19 protein-coding genes and 1 tRNA gene are annotated in these 21153 nt (G+C 35.1%); 13 read left to right on the top strand and 7 right to left on the bottom strand.

Annotated features, from left to right (window positions below):
• Nucleotides 1–196 precede the first annotated feature (196 nt).
• Nucleotides 197–1438 carry an RsmB/NOP family class I SAM-dependent RNA methyltransferase gene (locus VB248_RS12615; protein WP_323297145.1) on the bottom strand — a complete coding sequence of 414 codons (1242 nt, stop codon included), beginning with the start codon at nt 1436–1438 and terminating at the stop codon, nt 197–199.
• Between the two features lie 415 nt (nt 1439–1853).
• Between VB248_RS12615 and VB248_RS12610 the strand changes: the two genes are divergently transcribed.
• The gene (locus tag VB248_RS12610; RefSeq protein ID WP_323297144.1) at nt 1854–2219 is read left to right on the top strand and encodes a hypothetical protein; all 366 of its coding nucleotides are present in this window, start codon (nt 1854–1856) and stop codon (nt 2217–2219) included.
• A gap of 70 nt (nt 2220–2289) precedes the next feature.
• Here the strand turns inward: VB248_RS12610 and cysM are convergent, their stop codons facing one another.
• Nucleotides 2290–3174 carry a cysteine synthase CysM gene (gene cysM, locus VB248_RS12605; protein WP_323297143.1) on the bottom strand — a complete coding sequence of 295 codons (885 nt, stop codon included), beginning with the start codon at nt 3172–3174 and terminating at the stop codon, nt 2290–2292.
• Between the two features lie 9 nt (nt 3175–3183).
• Nucleotides 3184–3981, bottom strand: a complete 798-nt coding sequence (locus tag VB248_RS12600) for a serine O-acetyltransferase (RefSeq protein WP_407652908.1) — start codon at nt 3979–3981, stop codon at nt 3184–3186.
• Between the two features lie 188 nt (nt 3982–4169).
• On the opposite strand from VB248_RS12600, the gene VB248_RS12595 reads away from it, so the two are divergent.
• From VB248_RS12595 to VB248_RS12585, 3 genes are all read left to right on the top strand, one after another.
• Nucleotides 4170–5021 (top strand): hypothetical protein, encoded by an 852-nt coding sequence (locus VB248_RS12595; protein ID WP_323297141.1) that lies wholly within the window; start codon nt 4170–4172, stop codon nt 5019–5021.
• A 192-nt stretch (nt 5022–5213) separates the two neighbouring features.
• Nucleotides 5214–5909, top strand: a complete 696-nt coding sequence (locus VB248_RS12590; RefSeq protein ID WP_323297140.1) for a response regulator transcription factor — start codon at nt 5214–5216, stop codon at nt 5907–5909.
• Between the two features lie 431 nt (nt 5910–6340).
• The gene (locus VB248_RS12585; RefSeq protein ID WP_323297139.1) at nt 6341–7894 is read left to right on the top strand and encodes a glycoside hydrolase family 10 protein; all 1554 of its coding nucleotides are present in this window, start codon (nt 6341–6343) and stop codon (nt 7892–7894) included.
• On the opposite strand, the gene VB248_RS12580 is transcribed toward VB248_RS12585, so the two are convergent.
• Nucleotides 7886–9631: a hypothetical protein gene (locus VB248_RS12580; protein WP_323297138.1), complete on the bottom strand. Its 1746-nt coding sequence runs from the start codon at nt 9629–9631 to the stop codon at nt 7886–7888. The two genes, VB248_RS12585 and VB248_RS12580, sit on opposite strands and share 9 nt — an antisense overlap.
• 148 nt (nt 9632–9779) lie before the next feature.
• Between VB248_RS12580 and VB248_RS12575 the strand changes: the two genes are divergently transcribed.
• Nucleotides 9780–10223 (top strand): small multi-drug export protein, encoded by a 444-nt coding sequence (locus VB248_RS12575; RefSeq protein ID WP_323297137.1) that lies wholly within the window; start codon nt 9780–9782, stop codon nt 10221–10223.
• Here VB248_RS12575 and VB248_RS12570 read toward each other — a convergent pair.
• The 3 genes from VB248_RS12570 to VB248_RS12560 all read right to left on the bottom strand — a co-directional run bounded on the left by VB248_RS12570 (nt 10211) and on the right by VB248_RS12560 (nt 12536).
• Entirely contained in the window at nt 10211–10957 is a 747-nt protein-coding gene (locus VB248_RS12570; RefSeq protein ID WP_323297136.1) for a glycosyltransferase family 2 protein, read from the bottom strand. The two genes, VB248_RS12575 and VB248_RS12570, sit on opposite strands and share 13 nt — an antisense overlap.
• A 161-nt stretch (nt 10958–11118) precedes the next feature.
• Nucleotides 11119–12180, bottom strand: a complete 1062-nt coding sequence (locus tag VB248_RS12565) for an NAD-dependent epimerase/dehydratase family protein (RefSeq protein ID WP_323297135.1) — start codon at nt 12178–12180, stop codon at nt 11119–11121.
• Between the two features lie 107 nt (nt 12181–12287).
• Nucleotides 12288–12536 (bottom strand): hypothetical protein, encoded by a 249-nt coding sequence (locus VB248_RS12560; protein WP_323297134.1) that lies wholly within the window; start codon nt 12534–12536, stop codon nt 12288–12290.
• Between the two features lie 455 nt (nt 12537–12991).
• On the opposite strand from VB248_RS12560, the gene rho reads away from it, so the two are divergent.
• From rho to VB248_RS12520, 8 genes are all read left to right on the top strand, one after another.
• Nucleotides 12992–14692, top strand: coding sequence for a transcription termination factor Rho (rho, locus tag VB248_RS12555; protein WP_323297133.1), 1701 nt, complete (start codon nt 12992–12994; stop codon nt 14690–14692).
• Between the two features lie 63 nt (nt 14693–14755).
• A tRNA-Pro gene (locus tag VB248_RS12550) sits at nt 14756–14829 on the top strand.
• 245 nt (nt 14830–15074) lie between these two features.
• The gene (locus VB248_RS12545) at nt 15075–15632 is read left to right on the top strand and encodes a restriction endonuclease subunit S (protein WP_323297132.1); all 558 of its coding nucleotides are present in this window, start codon (nt 15075–15077) and stop codon (nt 15630–15632) included.
• A 1-nt stretch (nt 15633) separates the two neighbouring features.
• Entirely contained in the window at nt 15634–17166 is a 1533-nt protein-coding gene (locus VB248_RS12540) for a type I restriction-modification system subunit M (RefSeq protein WP_323297131.1), read from the top strand.
• 1 nt (nt 17167) lies between these two features.
• Nucleotides 17168–18403 (top strand): nucleotidyltransferase domain-containing protein, encoded by a 1236-nt coding sequence (locus VB248_RS12535; protein WP_323297130.1) that lies wholly within the window; start codon nt 17168–17170, stop codon nt 18401–18403.
• Nucleotides 18387–18830: a hypothetical protein gene (locus tag VB248_RS12530; protein ID WP_323297129.1), complete on the top strand. Its 444-nt coding sequence runs from the start codon at nt 18387–18389 to the stop codon at nt 18828–18830. Before VB248_RS12535 ends, VB248_RS12530 begins: the two co-directional genes overlap by 17 nt.
• 1 nt (nt 18831) lies before the next feature.
• Nucleotides 18832–20118: a restriction endonuclease subunit S gene (locus VB248_RS12525; RefSeq protein ID WP_323297128.1), complete on the top strand. Its 1287-nt coding sequence runs from the start codon at nt 18832–18834 to the stop codon at nt 20116–20118.
• Entirely contained in the window at nt 20111–21151 is a 1041-nt protein-coding gene (locus VB248_RS12520) for a CBASS cGAMP-activated phospholipase (RefSeq protein ID WP_323297127.1), read from the top strand. Before VB248_RS12525 ends, VB248_RS12520 begins: the two co-directional genes overlap by 8 nt.
• Nucleotides 21152–21153 lie beyond the last annotated feature (2 nt).

The raw sequence follows: 21153 nt of genomic DNA, 5'->3' as shown, positions 1-21153 counted from the left end.
TTTGAAGATTTGAAAATGGAGTATATTCTTTGAAATTCAAACAAAATGCCTTAATATATTTGTTCCATAGGATAATCTACAAATTTCAAAATGGCTAAATCTTCAAACTTTCAAATTCCAAAACCTTCAAATTCTCAAATTTTTCAAATCTTCAAATTCCAAAACCTTTCAAATTATCAAATCTTCAAATTGATAATTATTTCTTCTGTAAACAAGCCATATAAAAACCGTCATAACCTTCTTGAGCGATTGAAGTACGACGTTCGCCCAGAAACTCCCATTGGTCGCCAAATTCAGCCATGAAGCGTCTGATATGATTTTCGCTTTCTGAAGGTAAAAGACTGCAAGTAGCGAAAACCATTTTGCCGCCTTTTTTCAACATTGCCGAATACTCAGTAAGAATTTTCCACTGGGTTTCTTTTAAATTATCAATAAATGCAGGCGTAAGTTTCCATTTTGAATCAGGATTTCTACGAATTACACCTAAGCCCGAACAGGGTACATCCAGCAACAATCTATCAGCACTGTTTTCAAGTTTTTTTAGCACATTTTGGTCGATGAGCTTTACTTCAATATTATCTACTCCGTTTCTTTTGGCTCTTTTCATCAATTCTACCAATTTGTACTCTTCGATGTCCATTGAAATAATTTTGCCTTTGTTTTGCATCAAAGCTGCCAAGTGCAAAGATTTTCCGCCTGCACCCGCACAAGCATCAATGACTCTCATGCCCGGTTGAACATCCAAAAATGGAGCAATTAATTGCGAACCTGCATCTTGTACTTCAAAAAAACCTTGTCTGAAATAATCAGTTCTGAAAATACTCTGACGTTGTTTTAAAATCAAAGCATCAGGCAAACCTTCAGGAACGATGGTTTCGATGTCGATAGCATCCAATAAATCTTGTAATTTATCTTGATTCGTTTTTAGAGTATTGGCTCTTAACACGACTGGAGCTTGCTCGTTCATCGCCATAATTTCTTCGCCCCATTTTTCTTCGCCCAATTCGGATGCACATAATTGGTCGAGCCAATCTGGAACAGATTCACGGATTTTGCGAATCAACATTCCTTCTTCAAAGCGGTCTAAAATCTTAGATGGCTGAATGTGCGAAAATTCATCCCATTTGGGTAATAAATCAATATTGTCGGCATTCGGGTAAAGGCGTTTTTTGATAATCAACCATGAACCCACAATTTGCCAGAAGTACGGAGCTTTTAATTTATCTTCATAAAGATTGTTCGAGAAAAGAATCAATCGCCAATAGCGAACAATTTCATAAGTAGTTTCAGCAATAAAGGCACGGTCACGGCTTCCCCATTGTTTGTTTGATTTCAATGTTTGCTCGATTACTTTATCGGCTTGGCGAGGATTTTTTACAAAAAATATTTCTTGCAGAGCCTTTACGGTTGCTATCACTAATGGACGATGAAGACGCATTCTAATCTTGGATTTTCAAATTTTGAATAAATACTAATTAATGCAAAGTTCCGAAAATTTGTTGAGACTTACTCTTTTTTGTGGCATCGGCTCATATAATTCGGCATTTTGAAAATATTTGATGATATTTTGAAAAATAGTTTAATAATTTTTCAATGGTGAAACAAAACCATATTGTCGGGCGTTTTACCTACATATCGCAAATAAAACAAAAAAGTCCTGCTTCTCAGCAAGGCTTTTTTTATGCTTTTTTGATAGTAATTAAATCCAATAGATTTGATTAATTACCTGATTCAGCCAATACCATTCTACACTATTTACAAGTAATACTTAAAGGTGTTATGAGGTACTCGAATGCCAACAATGATTGATGAACACTCGGAAATTTTTCGTTCAAAAATAACTAAGCCAAGCCATGAAATTTAAGGGGTTAATAGCGTTAAGCTTATTAATATTGTTGCTTTTGGGATGCTCAAAGCAAGAAATGATAGAAAGAAGTGTATGTGGAGTTAGCAATCCTACTGCTAACCTTCCTTGGTTAAAAGAGTTTACTGAGAAAATGCAGCAAGGAGAATATGGAGATTGTAGCAAATGTATAATGTATTTAGAAAGCTATAATTCAAAAGATGTTCTTATTGTAGAAAACTTTCCAGACAATTGTGTTTTGTGCCAAGTGAGGGAATGTGATGGAAGTTATGTGAAATTTAAGAATTTTGATGAAAATCAAAATTTCATAAATAGTTTAAAGAAGGATATGATTATTTGGAAATATAAGCTGTAAAGTATGTTCAAATCCTGTTAGTCTTGACTTACAATACTAACAGGATTTGAATGATTTTACAGTTCTTATATCAACTTCCAAATAAATCACTTGAAAGGTAACGATCACCACGGTCGCAAATGATACATACAATTACGCCTGATTCTAACTCCTGAGCCAAACGCACCGCTGCCGAAGCCGCACCACCGCTACTCATTCCACCAAAAACACCTTCTACTTTTGCTAAAGTATTCGCCATTTCACGAGCTTCTTTTTCTGAAATATCCATAATTCTATCTACTCTTGAAGCATCAAAAATTTTGGGTAAATATTCTTGTTCCCAACGACGAATACCCGGAATTTTTGAACCCTCAGTCGGTTGACAACCTACAATTTGAATAGCAGGATTTACTTCTTTCAAAAATTTAGAAGTACCCATAATCGTCCCAGTAGTTCCCATCGAGCTAACGAAGTGCGTTACTTTTTGGTCGGTATCTCTCCAAATTTCAGGACCAGTAGAGTAATAATGAGCCATGTAATTGTCGGGGTTCGAGAATTGGTCTAACATAAAGAAACCTCCTTCTTTTACCTTTGCTTCTGCATAATCTCTTGAACCTTCGATGCCAACGCTGGCTGGCGTAAGCGTAACCGTAGCACCGAAAGCCTCCATCGTCAATACTCGTTCACGAGTAGAGTTTTCGGGCATTACTAATTCAATATCAAGTCCGTACAAACGAGCAATCATCGCTAAAGCAATACCTGTATTACCAGAAGTAGCTTCGATGAGCTTCATGCCGGGTTGTATTTCTCCACGTTCTACCGCCCCACGAATCATTCCGTAAGCTGCACGGTCTTTTACCGAGCCACCTGGATTGTGTCCTTCTAATTTTCCGTAAATTTTTACGTTTGGATTCGGGTTGATTCTGTTTAATTCAACAATTGGCGTGTTGCCAACTAAGTCTAAGAGTGTTGCCATTCAATTATATTACTGCAATATTTTTACCTGCTCTTGGTGATATATTTTTGTGAAAGAAGGAATGCTACGAGTGAGCCAAACATTTCCTCCGATAATAGAGTTCGCACCAACGACTGTTTCACCGCCCAAAATTGTTGCTCCTGCATAAATTACTACGTGGTCTTCAATCGTCGGGTGGCGTTTTAATGAAGCCATTTCTTTACTTACTGATAATGCTCCGAGCGTAACGCCTTGATAAATTTTTACGTGTTTGCCGATATTGGTAGTTTCGCCAATTACTACGCCAGTACCGTGGTCAATCATAAAGTATTCGTCAATAGAAGCTCCTGGGTGAATGTCAATGCCTGTTTTTGAATGAGCGTACTCGGTCAGGATTCTCGGAACGATTGGTACATTCATTTCAAATAAAGCATGAGCCAGACGATAAAAAGTGATGGCATAAAAACCGGGATAAGCTCTGATTACTTCGTATTCACTCTGAGCGGCTGGGTCACCCATCATAATTGCCTGTACATCTGTTAATAAAACACGGTAAATTTCTGGAAGTTTTTGAATATATTCAGCCGCCAAAGTACGTGCATCTTCTTCAAGATGTTGTTGCATTGAACGGAGTAATCGGGTAAGTCTTAATTGGATTTGGTCGAAAGCTTCTTGCAATTCATCCACACAGCCGAAGTGACGTTGTGTTTGTTCGGGAAATAATGCCAACGAAATGTCGATAAACAATTCTTTCACCGCAGTTGTCGAGGGAAAAGTATTGGGTTTTGAGTGCTTTTGGGAAAGAGCTTCTAAAAAACTATTGGGCAGCATTTCGTTATATTTTATCAATTTTTGGTTATTGAAAAACGATTACAAACGTTGGAAAGTTAGGAATTCTGCTTAAATTTCAGCTTGAAGAATTAATAGTTCATCGTTTTTTCACGCAATGATAACGATAAATGTCCTGAATTGATTCTACTTTTGTTAAAAAATGCCTAATAATATCCGCTATTTATATGATTCATTCAAAATTGTTTTGGTGGTTTTTTAATTTGCAATTTATCATTTGTGGCTGTCACTCTGAAATCAAAGAGAGTAACTTCGTCAAAGGAAAGCAGTTTTATAAAATCACTAAAATTGCACAGATGCCTCCAGTAGTAAATGAAAGTTCGGGCTTGGTAGCTACGGCAAAAGATACTACTTTCTGGACGCACAATGATAGCGGGGGAAAAGCTGAAATTTATGAAGTTGATAAGACAGGACAATTGCTGTCGGTACTACGATTTCCGACAATCAAAAATGAAGATTGGGAAGAAATTACCAGAGATAAAGACGGCTATTTGTACATTGGCGATTTTGGAAATAATCAAAATACAAGAAGAGAATTAATTATTCAGAAAGTAAATGAAAAAACGGCTACTCTTTTAGAACCTATTCGTTTTCATTATGCCGACCAAGAGAAATTCCCGCCCGAAGATATAGACAAGAATTTTGACTGTGAAGCTTTTTTTGCCAAAGGCGATAGCCTTTATTTATTTTCTAAAAATAGAGGTAATAATTTGGTGAAACTATATGCTGTGCCAAAGTATTCGGGAAATTATGCTTTGTTGCCCAAAGACCAAATAAAGATTAGCACAATGGTTACTGGGGCGGCAATCAGTCCCGATGAAAAGACATTCGCCTTGGTAACTTACGGGCAAGTACTCTTTTTTGGTGTTGAAAATCAGGAGATTAATTTTAGGCATCCTAAGAAATGTTATAAATTCATTTATAACCAAACAGAGGCAATTACTTTTCTGGATAATAAACACTTGTTGATTAGCAACGAAGCAGGGGAGTTGCTTTTCATTGATATTGAAAAACCATAAACTAAGGACAAGATTCAGAAAATACTTGTATTACTTTGCCAAAAGACCGACAAAAAAATGTTATGCAAGCATAAGGCTTACTCATTAGATTTAACAATTCCGTAATATTAAGATTGTTAATTTTGCATTAATAATAAGAGAGCTAATATTGACGAATTGTTAATAAAATCATCTTAGCTCAAGGAAAAAAATATGGCAAACGCATTACCTATTCCCAAAATTTTATTGGTTGATGACGACCCAGATATTATTGAATTGTTGGAGTACAACCTTCAAAAAGAAGGCTACGAAACACAATCTGCAATGGATGGTATTCAGGCATTAGAAGTAGCAAAGTCTTTTAAACCAGACTTGATTTTATTGGATGTAATGATGCCTCGTCAAGATGGTATCGAAACCGCCAGACGACTTCGTCTGATGCCAGAGTTCAAAGAAGTGTATATCCTTTTCCTTACAGCTCGTGCAGAAGAATATACAGAAGTAGCCGCTTTTGATGTGGGGGCTGATGATTATATCGTAAAACCCATTAAACCTCGTGCTTTAGTAAGTAGAATCAGAGCTTTATTAAGAAGGGATGCACAGCAAATTGAAGGCGACGAAAAAATCGAAATTGGGCAATTGGTTATTAACCGTACTAATTACAGCGTATTGAACAACGGAGTAGCTTTGGTAATGCCCAAAAAAGAATTTGAACTACTTTCTTTTTTAGCAAAACATCCAAATAAAGTATTCAATAGAGACGAATTGTTGGAAAAAGTATGGGGAACTGATGTATATGTTGTAGAAAGAACAGTGGATGTTCACATCAGAAAACTCAGAGAAAAAATTCCAGAACATTATATCAAAACCCTGAAAGGTGTTGGCTATATGTTTACTTTAGAAGATTAAACTTGTAGGTTTCATAAAAAAGAGATTGTACTTTTTAGCGGTACAATCTCTTTTTGTTTTAATGAAGTAGCTTACATTCTTTGCAATCAGCTTTTAGCTTTCGGCTGTCAGATTATTACAAAACACAATTGTTGTTTGAGTTATCGAATAGAAATAAACATAATTTAAAGTAAGATAAATCCGATTTGCAGAAAGCTGACTACTCGATACTAATATTGCACATTTTCAGAACATAATCAGCTTGTTAAATTATTAATTGCTTGAATAGTAGTGATTTGTACAAGTATTTGAATCTGTTACTTCTATGAGTTGTATAACAAATCATAGTTTTTCGTCTGCTCTATTCAATAATTTCCTATTTTTACATTATTAAGTTTACCCTTTTAAGAGGATTTCCCGAACTATCATTCCTAAGAGTTCTTTACTTGAATATGATTAATCACATCGTACACTTTTGCTCGTTCATTCTTTTTACTTGCATCAGTTGCCATTCACAGAAATATCGCCAGCTTAGTAAGCCACCCAAATATGAGTTCAGAGCAGCTTGGATTGCCACCGTTGAAAATATCGACTGGCCAAAGCGTGGACAATATAATTCAGAACTTCAAAAACAAGATTTTATTCGGATTTTAGACGAACACAAACAATCGAATCTCAATGCTGTTTTGGTACAAGTAAGAGACGCTTGTGATGCCTATTATGCCAAGGGCATTGAACCGTGGTCAGAATTTTTGACGGGACAACAAGGTCGATTCCCGACTCCTTTCTATGACCCTTTGAGCTTTATGATTGAAGAAGCCCATAACCGTAATTTGGAATTTCATGCTTGGCTAAACCTCAATCGAGCTACTTTAAAAAAATCAAATATGCTCGCTCCAGACCATATCAGTAATCTAAAACCTGAGTGGATGTTGACTTATGATGGACAAAAATTACTAAATTTTGGGATACCAGAAGTACGCACTTACATTACTGAAGTAGTAGAGCAAATTGTGAAAAACTATGATGTTGATGGTATCCATTTTGACGATTATTTTTATCCTTATGAAGTAACTGGACAAGTACTGAAAGATGCAGAAACTTTCAAAAAATACAACGGAGGCATCAAAGACATTCAGCAATGGAGAAGAAGTAATACTGATTCTTTGATTTACCAAATCAGTAAAGTCATTCAAAAAACAAAACCACGAGTAAAGTTTGGGATAAGTCCATTTGGTGTTTGGAAAAATTATAGCCCCAAAACTACCAATGGCTCGATGACGCAAGCTGGACAAACTTCTTACGACCATTTGTACGCCGATACTCGCAAGTGGGTTGAACTGGGTTGGATAGATTATATCGCTCCGCAAATATACTTTCATCAGGCACATCCAAAAGTACCTTACAATGAACTTACTTCATGGTGGGCAGCAAATAGTTTTGGGCGACATCTCTACATCGGGCATGGAATTTATAAAATAAAAGCAGGCTGGTCGCTTACGGAGGCTTCAAAACAAATCCGTTTTGATAGAAATATTACGAATGTAAAAGGGGGGATTTTTTATAGTTCCAAAAGTTTAACCGAAAACTACGGTGGTTTTCAGGATTCTTTGAGAACAGATTTTTATCGTTATCCAGCCATTGTTCCGCCAATGCCTTGGAAAGATAGCATTCCACCTTTAGCTCCGCAGAAAGTAATTGCAGTCAAAAAAGATTTTGGTTTCCCGATTCTTACTTGGCAACCCGGTGAAAAAGCCAGTGATAATGATGAGAATTATTATTTTGCCCTTTATCGTTTCGAGAAAAATGAAGTACCAGATTTTAACCGACTCGATAAAATGCTCTATCTCGGCAAGAAAAACTCTTTTGAAGATTTTTCAGCCGAACGTTTTCATGGATACTCGTATTATGTTACTTCCTTTGACCGTCTTCACAACGAGTCGAAAGGTTTTGCCGTCGTTTCTACTGATTATGGAAGTAAAGACAAAGAAAGTAATTTAAAATAACATCTGACGATAAGGAATATTCCAGCGAATACCGAATGATTTGATAGACGTTGTATAGTTTAGCTTTGGGTTGGCACTTTTGTAATCTCTATGAAGAAAGTGGAATTCTAAAAAGAAATTATGCTTGAGTTGGTACGAAGTTCTGAGGTCGAAAATCATTGTATTGGTTGCTCGTCCTTGTCCAGTAAAATTGCCGTAATCATCATTGTAGAGTATTTTTCTACTTCTAAAATCATAATCTTTTTGAATATCCTGTCCCCAGTTTTCACTTTTGGAAGGGTCTTCACCAAATTTAGCACGGATAATATGAGCAACCACATTGAGTTTTTTCAGAGGTTGCCAACGAATAATATTACTCCATTCGATAAAATTTGCCCCAAGCGGATGTGCCAATGCTTGATTATATTGTGTATAATTTGAACCGCTAAAATGGCTATAAGTATAAGGTCTGGCAGTATTAATTTCAGTTTGAAGGTCTAAATTACTGATTCCGAAAGCGTCAATATATTTAATACCCGCTTGCGTACCGTACTTGTTTGCCCAAAAACCAGAAGAGCGAAAAATCTCTTTTGCGATAAATTCATCCAACATTAATTGGCCATAGACTGAAAAATGTTTGGCAAAATTCCATTTGAAATCTAAGCCAATAAAAGCATTGTCGCCACTTCCTTGAAAGCTTTCGATTGAACGATAAAAAATAACAGGATTGAGATAATTCAAATCAAAAGCTCCTCCATTGGTGCTATCACGCTCAAAAACAATGTTTTCTGAAATACCAATATTCAAACTTTTAGACAAATTCAGGCTCAAATGGTGCATACTCATATATTTTTTAGGATATATCTGACTGCTTGGAAGTAAGCCCGTGTAAATCAATTGAGTAAAAAGATTTTGATACTGGAATTTTCCGATATGAGTATTGATTTTGAGGAATAAACTTGGGGCAGCGTTATCAGACAGAATCATTGAACGAAAACCATTTCCGATAAAATTCTTGTCATGTCCAAACTGAATCTGAATATTTTTAGTAGCTTGAAAAGTAATGTAAGCACGTGCAGTAAAAAAATCGGTAGCGTATTCGTTTTGTTTAAATTCTTTCGTGAGTCCTTCGCCGGGCATTCCAGCCAAACGTAAAGCTGCTAAACGAAATTCATTTTGATTATAATTATCTACAAAACGTTTTACGTACTCAGGAATATAGGCTTGATTTTCAGAAACAAAAGAGTAAAAACCTACTTTCTTATTAATCATTCCTCTGATTTCAACACCACGAGTATTCAAGCTCGTTCGGTTTTGATAGCCGTCTGATACAGTTCCTAATTCAAGATTTAAAACAGGACTTACGTGGAGGTCTAATATATCATCAGAATTTGAATAGGCATCGGCTCTCCTTTCGTAAAAAACATTCCAAAGTGCTTTTTTTGTGATTTTAGCATCTTTCAATTTAGACCATTCCCAGCTATCATTTTGAAGATATGCAAGGTTAAATTCATCTCTTGAAGAAAGCGAAATCGACTTATCGTTCTTGACACTATCAACCAACTGAATAATTCCTTTGCGAGTATATGGTTTAACAGTAGTATGAAAACCTTCTGAGAATTTCCCACGTTTTATTTCATATCTATCAATTAAGTGTTCGTAATCTTGATTTAAAGGAACAAAAACACTTTGAGCTTGAGTAAAAACGCTTATTAAAGTACAAATCACTAAAGTAAGAATTAGTATTTTTTTATACATAATCTTTGAAATGTTTTGGTCATATCCTATGAGAATTGATACCTTCGTGTGTTAGTTCTAAATGATTAACTTAATGCTTCCATCTTTTGATAGATGAATAAGCCAATTATAAAGATAATAACTAAGCTACAAATACTAACATATAAACATGAGTTTCGGGAAATACTTTACGGTAATGGTAGCAACCGCTATCAAATTTTTTAATGGTCCAATTGCAGGAATAGCATTGGATTTGACATGGTGGGAAACGGCCATTTGTTGTGTAATAGGGATGATGTCGGCCGTTACGATTGTGATTTTTTTAGGAAATACCGTTCAACGCTTAATTGCCAAGTACCGAAAAACTCCTGCAAAACTATTTTCAAAACGTACTCGTTTTGCAGTGAAAATTTGGAAAAAACTTGGTATTTTGGGAATCGCTTTTTTCACACCATTATTTTTCACTCCAATCGGCGGAACACTTCTTGCCCTTTCTTTTAAAGTAGAAGTAAAAAAAATATGGTTTTCAATGCTCCTTTTTGCTGTAATTTGGGGTGTTGTTTTTAGCTATTTTGTATCGCAAGTAGCCAGTTTAAAAAGTTATTTTTTATGATTTTTCTTCATATAATCACCACGAGAAAAGGACTTTTCAATCATACAATAAAGTAAAATAAAAAAGTATCGGCTTCCCATTTCTTTTATTTTCAGTTTCGACTCACCGTACTTTCTGTTCGTCCAACTATTAGGAACAATGGCAAAAGTATATCCTCTAACGAAAGCTTTTAATGGTAACTCAACTGTCAGGTTGAAATGTGGAGAAAGAAAAGGCTTAATTCCTTCAATGGTCTCTCTTTTATAGAGTTTGAAGGCATTGGTAGTATCGTTGTATTTTATACCCGTTAATAAACGGATAATAAGATTGGCAACACGGTTGATATAAAGTTTAAGAGGTGGATAATCTATTACTTTTCCACCTTTAGCAAAACGACTACCAAAAACTGCATCTACATTTTCAGCGAGCATTTTTTGATAAAATTTCACCAAATCGTTTGGGTCGTCAGACATATCTGCCATCATTACAGCCACACAGTCGCCCGAAAATCTTTCAAGACCATAGCGGACGGCATAACCAAATCCGTTAGGACCTTTATTGGTAAAGTAAACTAACGTAGGTATTTCTTGTTGAAGTTCTTGTAAAACTGCCTCAGTACGGTCTTTTGAATTGTCATTCACAACGCAAATTTCATGGTCAATGGCATGAAAACTCAAGGTTTCATACAAAGATTTTAGCGTTTCAGGGATAGACTCTTCTTCATTGTAAGCAGGAATAACTACACTTAGTTTCATTTATTTTTATCAATTATTTAGGGGAAATATCTAATAACCAGTACTTAAATAGTGAAATATTAAGTACTGATTATAATTTAGTCAACGCTTTGTGTGTCGTAAATAGTTGATAGTTAGATTTTTGTGTTTCAAACTACTAATCACTATTTACTTATTGCTACTTACAAACGAGAAGCAATTCCGTCGTGGATTTGTTGTAATGTTTCGTTCAAGCCAAAAGTCCAATTCCAATTTGGATAGTGTGATTTGAATTTAGACAAATCCGAAACATACCAAATGTGGTCGCCGATACGGTTGGTTTCAGAATAGCTATAACTCATTTTTTTACCAGTCATTTCTTCGCAGATGGCAATGGCTTCAAGCATCGAACAGTTGGCAAAACGACCACCACCTGCATTATATACTTCACCAGGACGTGGATTTTGGTAAAAATTCCAGAACATATTCACTAAATCGTAAGAGTGAATATTATCACGTACTTGTTTTCCTTTGTAACCGAAAATAGTATAATGGTTGCCAGTGATAGCACATTTCATCAAGTATGATAAAAAGCCATGAAGAGCAGTACCTGAGTGGTTTGGTCCAGTTAAACAACCTCCACGGAAAATACCCGTTTTCATGCCAAAGTAGCGACCGTACTCTTGTACCAAAACATCTGCCGCAACTTTTGAAGCACCGAAAAGTGAATGTTTGGTGTGGTCGATGCTATGATTTTCGTCGATACCGTTTTCAAAGTATGGGTGGCTGGCATCAATCTCATAACGAGTTTCAGTTTCAATTAAAGGCAAATAATTGGGGTTATCGCCATAAACTTTATTCGTAGAAGTAAAGATGAAAACAGCTTCTGGAGCATGTAAACGGGTCATTTCCAACATATTTAATGTTCCGTTTGCATTCACTGAAAAGTCTGTAAATGGTTCTTTAGCAGCCCAGTCGTGAGAAGGTTGAGCAGCCGTGTGAAGCACACATTTAATATCAGTACCAAATTCTTTGAAGATTACTTCTAATTGTGAAACCTCACGAATATCAGCTTGATAGTGTTTGTAGTTTGAAAATTGTTCTTCTAAACGGTTGCGATTCCAAGCGGTAGATGCCTCCGAACCGAAGAAGTATTGACGCATGTTGTTATCAATACCAACTACTAAATCAAATTTGTCGGAAAAGAAAGAAACTGCTTCACTACCAATTAAGCCGGCTGAACCAGTTACGATTGCTATATTCATTATAGGTTATGGATTGGGAAAATGTTAAGAAATGGGAAAAGCGTTACAATCTTCATTGTAACGCTTTTTCTTATTATATTAATGTACCAGTAAGCAAATAAATTTTATTAGTTACCTTGTGCATTTGTGCTATCGTTGAATAATTTCTCACGAATTTTGATAGCTCTAACTTCATTTTCTGGTTTTGCAGTATATTTATTTTTTGTCTGACGAGCAGCCGAATCTGGATGAACACCATATACATATTCATCACCTTCGTTAGGGTCTGCTTGTTTGATGTTATTATTTTTCTGATAGTCACAAGAGATGGCTAACAAAGCGATACTGGCGATAGCTAAAAAGTTTTTGCGATTCATATTTCCGTGATATTCTGGTTTGATAGCACAAAAATAACAGGCTATTCTCAATAAAAAAAGCTTCTATTCAAGTTTAGCAGTTTTTTCATCGAAACGTTATAACAAACTTGGTTTTTATGATACTTGTGAAAAAGTGCTTTTATGAGTATTCAGTGAAGTTTTTGAATAATAAAGATTTTACAAAAAATCTTAACAAGAGATAAATTATTAAAAAATACTCTTAAAAGTTTGATAATTTAAAATATTGGAATTAACATTGCAAAACGATTCACAGTTCTGTGTTTTTCTCCCGTTAAGACTTTGATTAGTACGTGCTTAACATCATTCATCCACCACATAGCAAGTATTCCCAATTTAACCTTGAAGTTTTTAAATCTTTTTAAGAAGATACAAAATTTAATTTAACCACAATTTTAGAAAAGACTTTTTGTAGATAGTCTATCAATTTAATTTTTATGTACAAAATTGAAGAATTAGACATGATGCTGATTTCAGAGCTTCATGAGCTTGCCAAAGAATATGCCATTTCCAATGTTAATGACCTTCCCAAAAAAGAACTCATCTACAAAATTCTTGACAAACAAGCGGTAACTCCCACTAAAGACCGCAAACCTTCCACCAAAAGCACTATGCAAGACGATAACAAAACTGAAAGGAAAGTAAGGAAAGATAATCCTGTGCCTTCTGATTCTCCCCGCCCAAAGAGACAACGCATTACAAAAGAGGATACCGATAATAAAGTAAATGAGGTAAAAGAAACTCCTAAACCTGTATTTGCAGAGCCAAGTAAGCCAAAACCAGTGCGTGAACCAAAACCAAAAGTAGAAATCACGCCTGAGATTTCTTATGAATTTGATGAAGAACCCATCGTAGATTTCCCGATTGAGGCTGAAGATGAGTTTGTAATAGATACTTCTTTCATTACGCATGATGTGCCAGCTGGGCTTCCAGTTGAAGCACCAGAAAATCGTCATGAAGGCTCAAGACATGGTGGAAATGGATTTAAAAAACCAATTTACAACCAAGCAATTCGTGAGTTCGACGGAATTATTGAGAATGAAGGTGTACTTGAAATCATGCAAGATGGAGGATATGGTTTCCTTCGTTCGGCTGATTATAACTATTTAGCTTCGCCAGATGATATTTATGTTTCACCTTCACAAATCAAATTATTTGGTTTAAAAACTGGTGATACAGTTCGTGGTTCTATCCGTCCTCCTAAAGAAGGAGAGAAGTATTTCGCTCTTTTGAGAGTAGAATCTGTCAATGGAAAAACTACTGAAGAAATCAGAGATAGAATTCCTTTTGAATATTTAACGCCACTTTTCCCAGAAGAAAAATTGAAGCTTTCTTCTCGTCCAGACCAGTATTCAACTCGTATTCTTGATTTGTTTGCCCCAATTGGAAAAGGACAGCGTGGAATGATTGTAGCACAACCCAAGACTGGTAAGACAGTACTTTTGAAGGAGATTGCTAACGCTATTTCAAAAAATCATCCAGAAGTATATTTATTGATTTTGCTGATAGACGAACGTCCAGAAGAGGTAACAGATATGCAACGTAGCGTTAGGGCAGAAGTAATATCTTCTACTTTTGACGAACAAGCCGAACGCCATGTAAAAGTAGCCAGTATCGTTTTAGAAAAAGCAAAACGAATGGTGGAATGCGGACACGATGTGGTGATTCTCTTAGATTCAATTACTCGTTTAGCTCGTGCGTATAACACTGTCGTTCCTTCATCAGGAAAAATCTTATCAGGTGGTGTGGATGCCAATGCACTTCACAAACCGAAGCGTTTCTTCGGAGCAGCCCGTAATGTTGAAAATGGAGGTTCATTAACGATTATCGCTACTGCTTTGATTGATACTGGTTCTAAAATGGATGAAGTAATTTTTGAAGAGTTCAAGGGAACAGGTAATATGGAATTACAGCTCGACCGTAAGTTGGCTAACCGTAGAATGTACCCAGCCATTGATGTTACAGCATCTGGTACTCGTAGAGAAGACCTGTTGATGGACAAAGAGACGCTTCAAAGAGTATGGATTTTAAGAAAACACATGAGCGATATGAACTCTGTGGAAGCAATGGAGTTTTTACAACAACAAATGAAAGGAACAAGAAACAACGAAGAATTCTTAGTTTCGATGAATAGATAATAATTTTGAGGGTGTTAATTTGAAAAAATAAATATGTTTTTTAGATTTGCACCCTCAAAAAAACGGGATGTGGCGCAGTCCGGTAGCGTACACGTCTGGGGGGCGTGTGGTCGCAGGTTCAAATCCTGTCATCCCGACTACTGAAAATCAAGGAGTTGCAAGAAATTGCAGCTCCTTTTTTATTTTCGGTTTAAATATGGTTTAAACAAATTTAACACATTAGCCGAGACTGCTTAAGCAGATAGCTTACTATCAAAAAGACTAAGATTTTTCTAAAACCTTAGTCTTTTTATTTTTTGAATAAATCTACAATAAAATAAATTTCAATTCAGGGAACTTTAAGGAGCATAGAAGTAGTTGTTGTATTATAATATTTTATCGAATGCAGGTACAACTAAAAGATATAGCAAAAATTCAGTTTGGTTATTATACACAGCCAAGTAGTGAAGGTACAATACCATACTTACAAGCAAAGCAATTTAATCATTTTGGGCAATTAGTAGGCGAAAATGATACTTTTGTCGAAGACGGTGAACGAACGAACGACAACTTACTGGAAGATGGTGACATCCTTTTTGTAAGCAAAGGCTTTCGCTTTTTTGCAACTGAATATCAAACCGAATGGGGAAAAACTGTTGCTTCATCTATATTTTTTGTAATCAAACCAGATAAAACAAAAATACTTCCAAGCTATTTAGTAGCGGTATTAAATCACCCCAAAAATTTATTACATTTTCAACAATCAGGAGCTGGTACTTCTATTCCGTCTATTAGAAAGGGGGAATTAGCAGATTTTACATTTAATCTAATTACATTCGAGCAACAAGAAAAAATAGTTGCTTTACAAAAGCTTTATCTCATGGATATTGAGATAACCCAAAGGCTTTTAAAAGAAAAACAAACATTATTTCAAACAGTACTTTCAAAGACTATTAATTAGCATGGCAGAAAATAAAATTACTCAAAAAGAAATCAATAACATCGTATGGAAAGCTTGTGATAGCCTCAGACCTGTGATGGGAAGTGGGCAGTACAAAGATTATATTTTAACCCTACTTTTTGTTAAGTATCTCTCTGATGTTTGGAAAGACAAAGTTGAGCAGTATCGTTTTAAATATCCTGATAATGAAGAAATGGTACAACGACAATTACAAAGAGAGCGTTTTATCCTTCCTAAAGAAAGTAATTTTGACTACATCTATGAACTGCGAAATGAAGCGAATATTGGTGAAATTATTGATATTGGGTTGACGGCACTTGAAGATTCCAATCGCTCGAAATTAGCAATGGTTTTTCGTAGTATTTCTTTTAACTCCGAAGCTGTTTTTGGTCTGACGAAACAAAGAAATACAATCTTAAAAAATCTATTAGTTGATTTCTCTAATTTAGACTTACAACCATCTCATCTTGAAGGTAACGACATCATTGGTGATAGTTATGAGTTTCTTATCTCATTATTTGCAGGTGAAGCAGGAAAAAAAGCAGGTGAATTCTATACCCCAAACGAAGTTAGTACTCTTTTAGCTAAATTGGTTGAACCTCAACCGGGAAATCGAATTTGTGACCCTACTTGTGGTTCTGGCTCATTATTGATTAAGGTTGCAAAAGAAGTTGGAGGTAAAAACTATTCTCTTTATGGGCAAGAGAATAATGGTAGTACATGGGCATTGTGCAGAATGAATATGTTTCTCCACGAACAAGATAGTGCAACTATTGAGTGGGGTGATACTATCAATAATCCGAAGTTATTAGAGAATGACCAATTAATGAGGTTTCATATAGTCGTAGCGAACCCTCCATTTAGTTTGGACAAATGGGGAGCTGATACGGCTGTTGCTGACCAATTTAATCGTTTTCATAGAGGAGTACCACCTAAAAGTAAAGGTGACTATGCTTTTATCTCACACATGATTGAAACAACCTATGAAGAATCAGGAAAGGTTGGGGTTATTGTGCCTCATGGTGTATTGTTTAGAGGTAGTAGCGAAGGACAAATTCGTAAAAAATTGATTGATGAAAATTTATTAGAAGCTGTAATTGGATTACCTGCAAATCTATTTTTCGGTACTGGAATACCTGCCGCTATCTTGATTTTTAATAGAGGTAAAGGTGAGAACAAAGATATTTTGTTTGTGGATGCCAGTCGAGAGTATGAAAATGGCAAAAATCAAAATAAGCTTAGAGAGAAAGACATAGAGCATATTGTTTCTACGCTTAAATCTTTTAAAGTTATTTCTCCGCTCAATACAGAAAAAGGAGAAGTAATAGAAGAGAAATATAGTTATAGAGCAACGATTACCGATATTATTGAAAATGATTATAACCTCAATATTCCTCGTTATGTAGATACTTTTGAGGAAGAAGTAGAAGTTGACATTAAAGCGACTCAAGCCAATATTATAGCTTTAAAAAGCCAACTGAATGAAATAGAACTACAAATGGAAAACTATTTAAAAGAATTAAATTTATTATAATATGCTTACCGAAGAACAGAAAAAAGAATTCAACGAAATATTAACAGAATTAGGTAGTTCTTTAGATATTTCTGAAACGCAGTTTAATACCGCAGTTGCAAGTTATAATGCTGTTGGTGGATGGCTTACAAAAGATGATTCTCTGCTAAAACCATATAATCCCAAAGTGTTGCCACAAGGGTCAATCATTATTGGTACAACAATAAAGCCTATTAATAAAGATGACGATATGGATTTAGATTTGGTTTGTCAGCTATCTGGTAAAGCACCTTATTGGACACAAAAGAATGTAAAGGACATAGTTGGTCAGCAAATTGAAAAACATAAAACTTATGAGTCATTAATGGATGAAGAGGGTAGAAGATGTTGGACGTTGAAATATAGAACTTCTTCAAAAAATGATGATAAATATCACATGGATATTTTACCTGCAATTATCTCGAAGGATTATGAGATAATTCTTGAAAAATCATTATCAAGTAGCTTTTCTCAAGAGAATGTTGATAGCTTGGCAATTAGAATTACGGATACAGAGTTGCTTAATTATTCATGGGAAACAAATCCAGAAAATTGGTTAAAAAGTAATCCTTTTGGGTATGCACAGTGGTTTTTGAATAGAGCAGAGTTAAATATTCAAAAGTCTATACTTTTGAGTGAATCCTTAAAACCTGTTCCTAAATATCAAACGAATAAGTTACCATTACAAAGAGCAGTACAGATATTAAAACGTCATAGAGATATGATGTTTAAAGGAAATAAAGATAAACCTATATCTGTAATCATTACTACACTTTCTGGATATGCCTATAATAAGGAGACCAATGTACTGGATTCTCTATATAGTATAATTGAATCAATGGAAAATTATATCGAAACAAAGTATGATTCCAAAACAGGAAAATACTATAAGCATATTGCCAACCCTGTAAATCCAGAAGAAAACTTTGCTGACAAGTGGGTAGAGTATCCTGAAAAAGAAGTGAATTTTTACAAATGGCTGAATGCTGTGCGTAGAGATATAAAAGATGCAAGTCAATTGAAAGGTAAATTCAGAATACAGGAATCCCTATCTAAATCATTTGGTGACGATGTTGTAAATACTACATTTATTAATCTTGGAAATAATACAAGAATATTAACCGAACAGGGAAGTAATCGTTTTGACACCAAAGTAGGAATTACCGCTTTAGGAGCAAACACCATCAAACCTCATAATTTCTATGGGAATAACGAATAGAATAAAAGTATTAAGCATACCTATTCAGGCTGGTTTAATCCGTAAAATGTATCCAGACTCGCTGTTGGAAACACGGAATGGACAATCGTTAATCTGGGTACATACCATAAGCCCATCACCGCTTGGGGATGATTATAAAATCAGATTAGAGTATAATATCACTGATATGCCTAATTTGTATGTAACGAACCCTAAACCTTTAGCTTTGGCAAAAAATGAAAGTAAGTTACCTCATTGCTACGACCAAAAAATACAGAAATTATGCCTTTATTTCCCCGATGGAAAAGAGTGGAATAAATCAATGGCATTGACAAAAACCATTATACCTTGGGCGTATGACTGGCTTTATCATTATGAAATATGGTTAGGTACTGGCGAATGGACAGGTGGCGGAATACATCTACCTTCAAAAAACAAGAAAAAATAAGATGAGTGAAGATATAACGAAGTACAAACAAACGTCCATTGGATTGATTCCCAGCAATTGGGAGGTGAGTAAATTCGATAGTGTATTTGAGTTTTTTCCTACTAATTCTTTTTCAAGAGATAGTATGACTGACCGTAGAACATTCAATGAAATACAAAATATTCATTATGGTGATATTCATTCTAAATTTAAAAGTGAGATAATTGATTGTAATAGCGAACATTTACCTTACATCAAAGATGAAATGCTATCCAATCAAAGCTTCAATTTTATTCAAGAGGGTGATTTAATTATTGCTGATACCTCCGAAGATTATGAAGGTGTTGGAGAGTGTATAGAAGTCAAGAATGTAGGTTCAAAAAAAATTGTGGCAGGGTTACATACATTTTTAGTGAGAGATTATTCAAATAGAACTGTACAGGGATTTAGAACATATATATTCAATAATCCCAAAGTAAATACTGAGTTAAAAAAAATAGCAACGGGTATATCTGTTTATGGAATTTCAAAAGGGAACTTACAAAAACTTCTAATACCAATTCCTACATTACCCGAACAAGAAAAAATTGCCAAAATACTTTCTACTTGGGATGAGGCAATTGATAAATGTAAAGATGTTATTGAACAATTGAAAGAAAGAAATAGAGGGTTGGCTCAACAGTTATTGACGGGAAAAGTAAGGGTGCAGGGTTTTGAGAAGAAATGGAAATTAACACCACTGAGCGAATGTTTGACTTTTACACCGAGAGAAATTTTAAAACCAACAGGCAATTATTTGGCATTAGGGCTTCGTAGTCATGGTAAAGGAATTTTCCATAAAACGGATATTGACCCTGATAATGTAGGAATGGATGTACTATATGAAGTAAAAGAAAATGACCTTATCATAAATATTACCTTTGCATGGGAACAAGCAGTTGCTATCGTGAGCAAAAAAGATGAGGGGGGATTGGTATCACATCGTTTCCCAACTTACACTTTTAAAAATGAAAATGCTATTTGTGATTTTTTTAGGCATTTTATCTTACAAAAGTATTTTAAGTTTTTGTTAGAATTAATTTCTCCAGGTGGTGCTGGTCGAAATCGAGTAATGAGTAAAACTGATTTTTTAAAATTAGAAGTAAAAATTCCAGATGTAATTGAACAGAAGGCAATAGCTAATATTTTAGATAACGCAGCTTTGGAACTAAATCAGTACCAAGAAAAACTCACTCAATTACAAAATCAAAAGAAAGGTTTAATGCAACAGTTATTAACGGGTAAAGTAAGGGTAAATCTAAATGACTGAAAAGAGATTTAAAATACTATCCATTGATGGAGGTGGAATTAGAGGAATTTTTCCTGCCATGTTTTTAGCGGAATTTGAGGCTAAATTGCAGGCAGAGGGTAATCCTAATTGGCAAGTTTATCAAAATTTCGATTTGATATGTGGTACTTCTACGGGCGGTATCATGGCTATTGCTTTGTCGCTCGGTATTCCTGCAAGAGAGGTTTACAATCTTTACTACGATAATGCCAAAACAATATTTGGTAATAGAAAAGGTTTTTGGAAATCCATTTTTAAATCAAACCATGAGAGAGATGCACTCGAAAACCTTATTCGTACAAAGTTTCAAGAAGTACATAATGGCGAAAATGGCAAAGACCCACGATTAACCCACTGTAAAATTCCAACTTGCGTACCCATTTATGATTTGCAAGAAGGTTGCCCATCAGTTTTGAAATCAAAATATCACCCAAAATTTGTCAGAGATTATCATATACCTGCCTATCAAGCCGCATTAGCAACTTCGGCAGCTCCTACCTTTTTTAATCCTTATAGTAGTTATTACGAAGACTTACACGGACTAAAGAAACCTTTTCATAATAAAGTAGATGGAGGTGTTTTTTGCAATAATCCGACATTAACAGCCATCGTTGAAGCACAAAAATCATTCAATAAGGACTTAAAGGACTTGAGTGTTTTATCTATTGGCACAGGACATCAAAAATTTTGTGATGCAGGTATTACTGATAATAAGCAAAGAGAAAATTGGGGCATAATATATTGGATGTTCTCTGGGGGTAAAAAAAGATTAATAGAACTTTTTATGCAAGGGCAATCTCAACAAGTTCAAAATCTAATCAGTCTCTTGCAGAATGGTGTTGATAAACAAGAGACCTCTAACTTTATTTACCATAGAATAGATACTGAATTGGACTCAACTTGTGATATACAGTTGGATGAAACAAACCAGTTCAAATTAGATAAACTTGCTGAAAAAGCCTCACGAGAATTTCAAAAAAATGCTTCAGTAATACTTCAAAGTTTTTCAAAGTAAAT

Source organism: Arcicella rigui, assembly GCF_034929435.1.
Classification (GTDB): domain Bacteria; phylum Bacteroidota; class Bacteroidia; order Cytophagales; family Spirosomataceae; genus Arcicella; species Arcicella rigui.
This window is presented reverse-complemented; position numbering and strand designations above follow the sequence as displayed.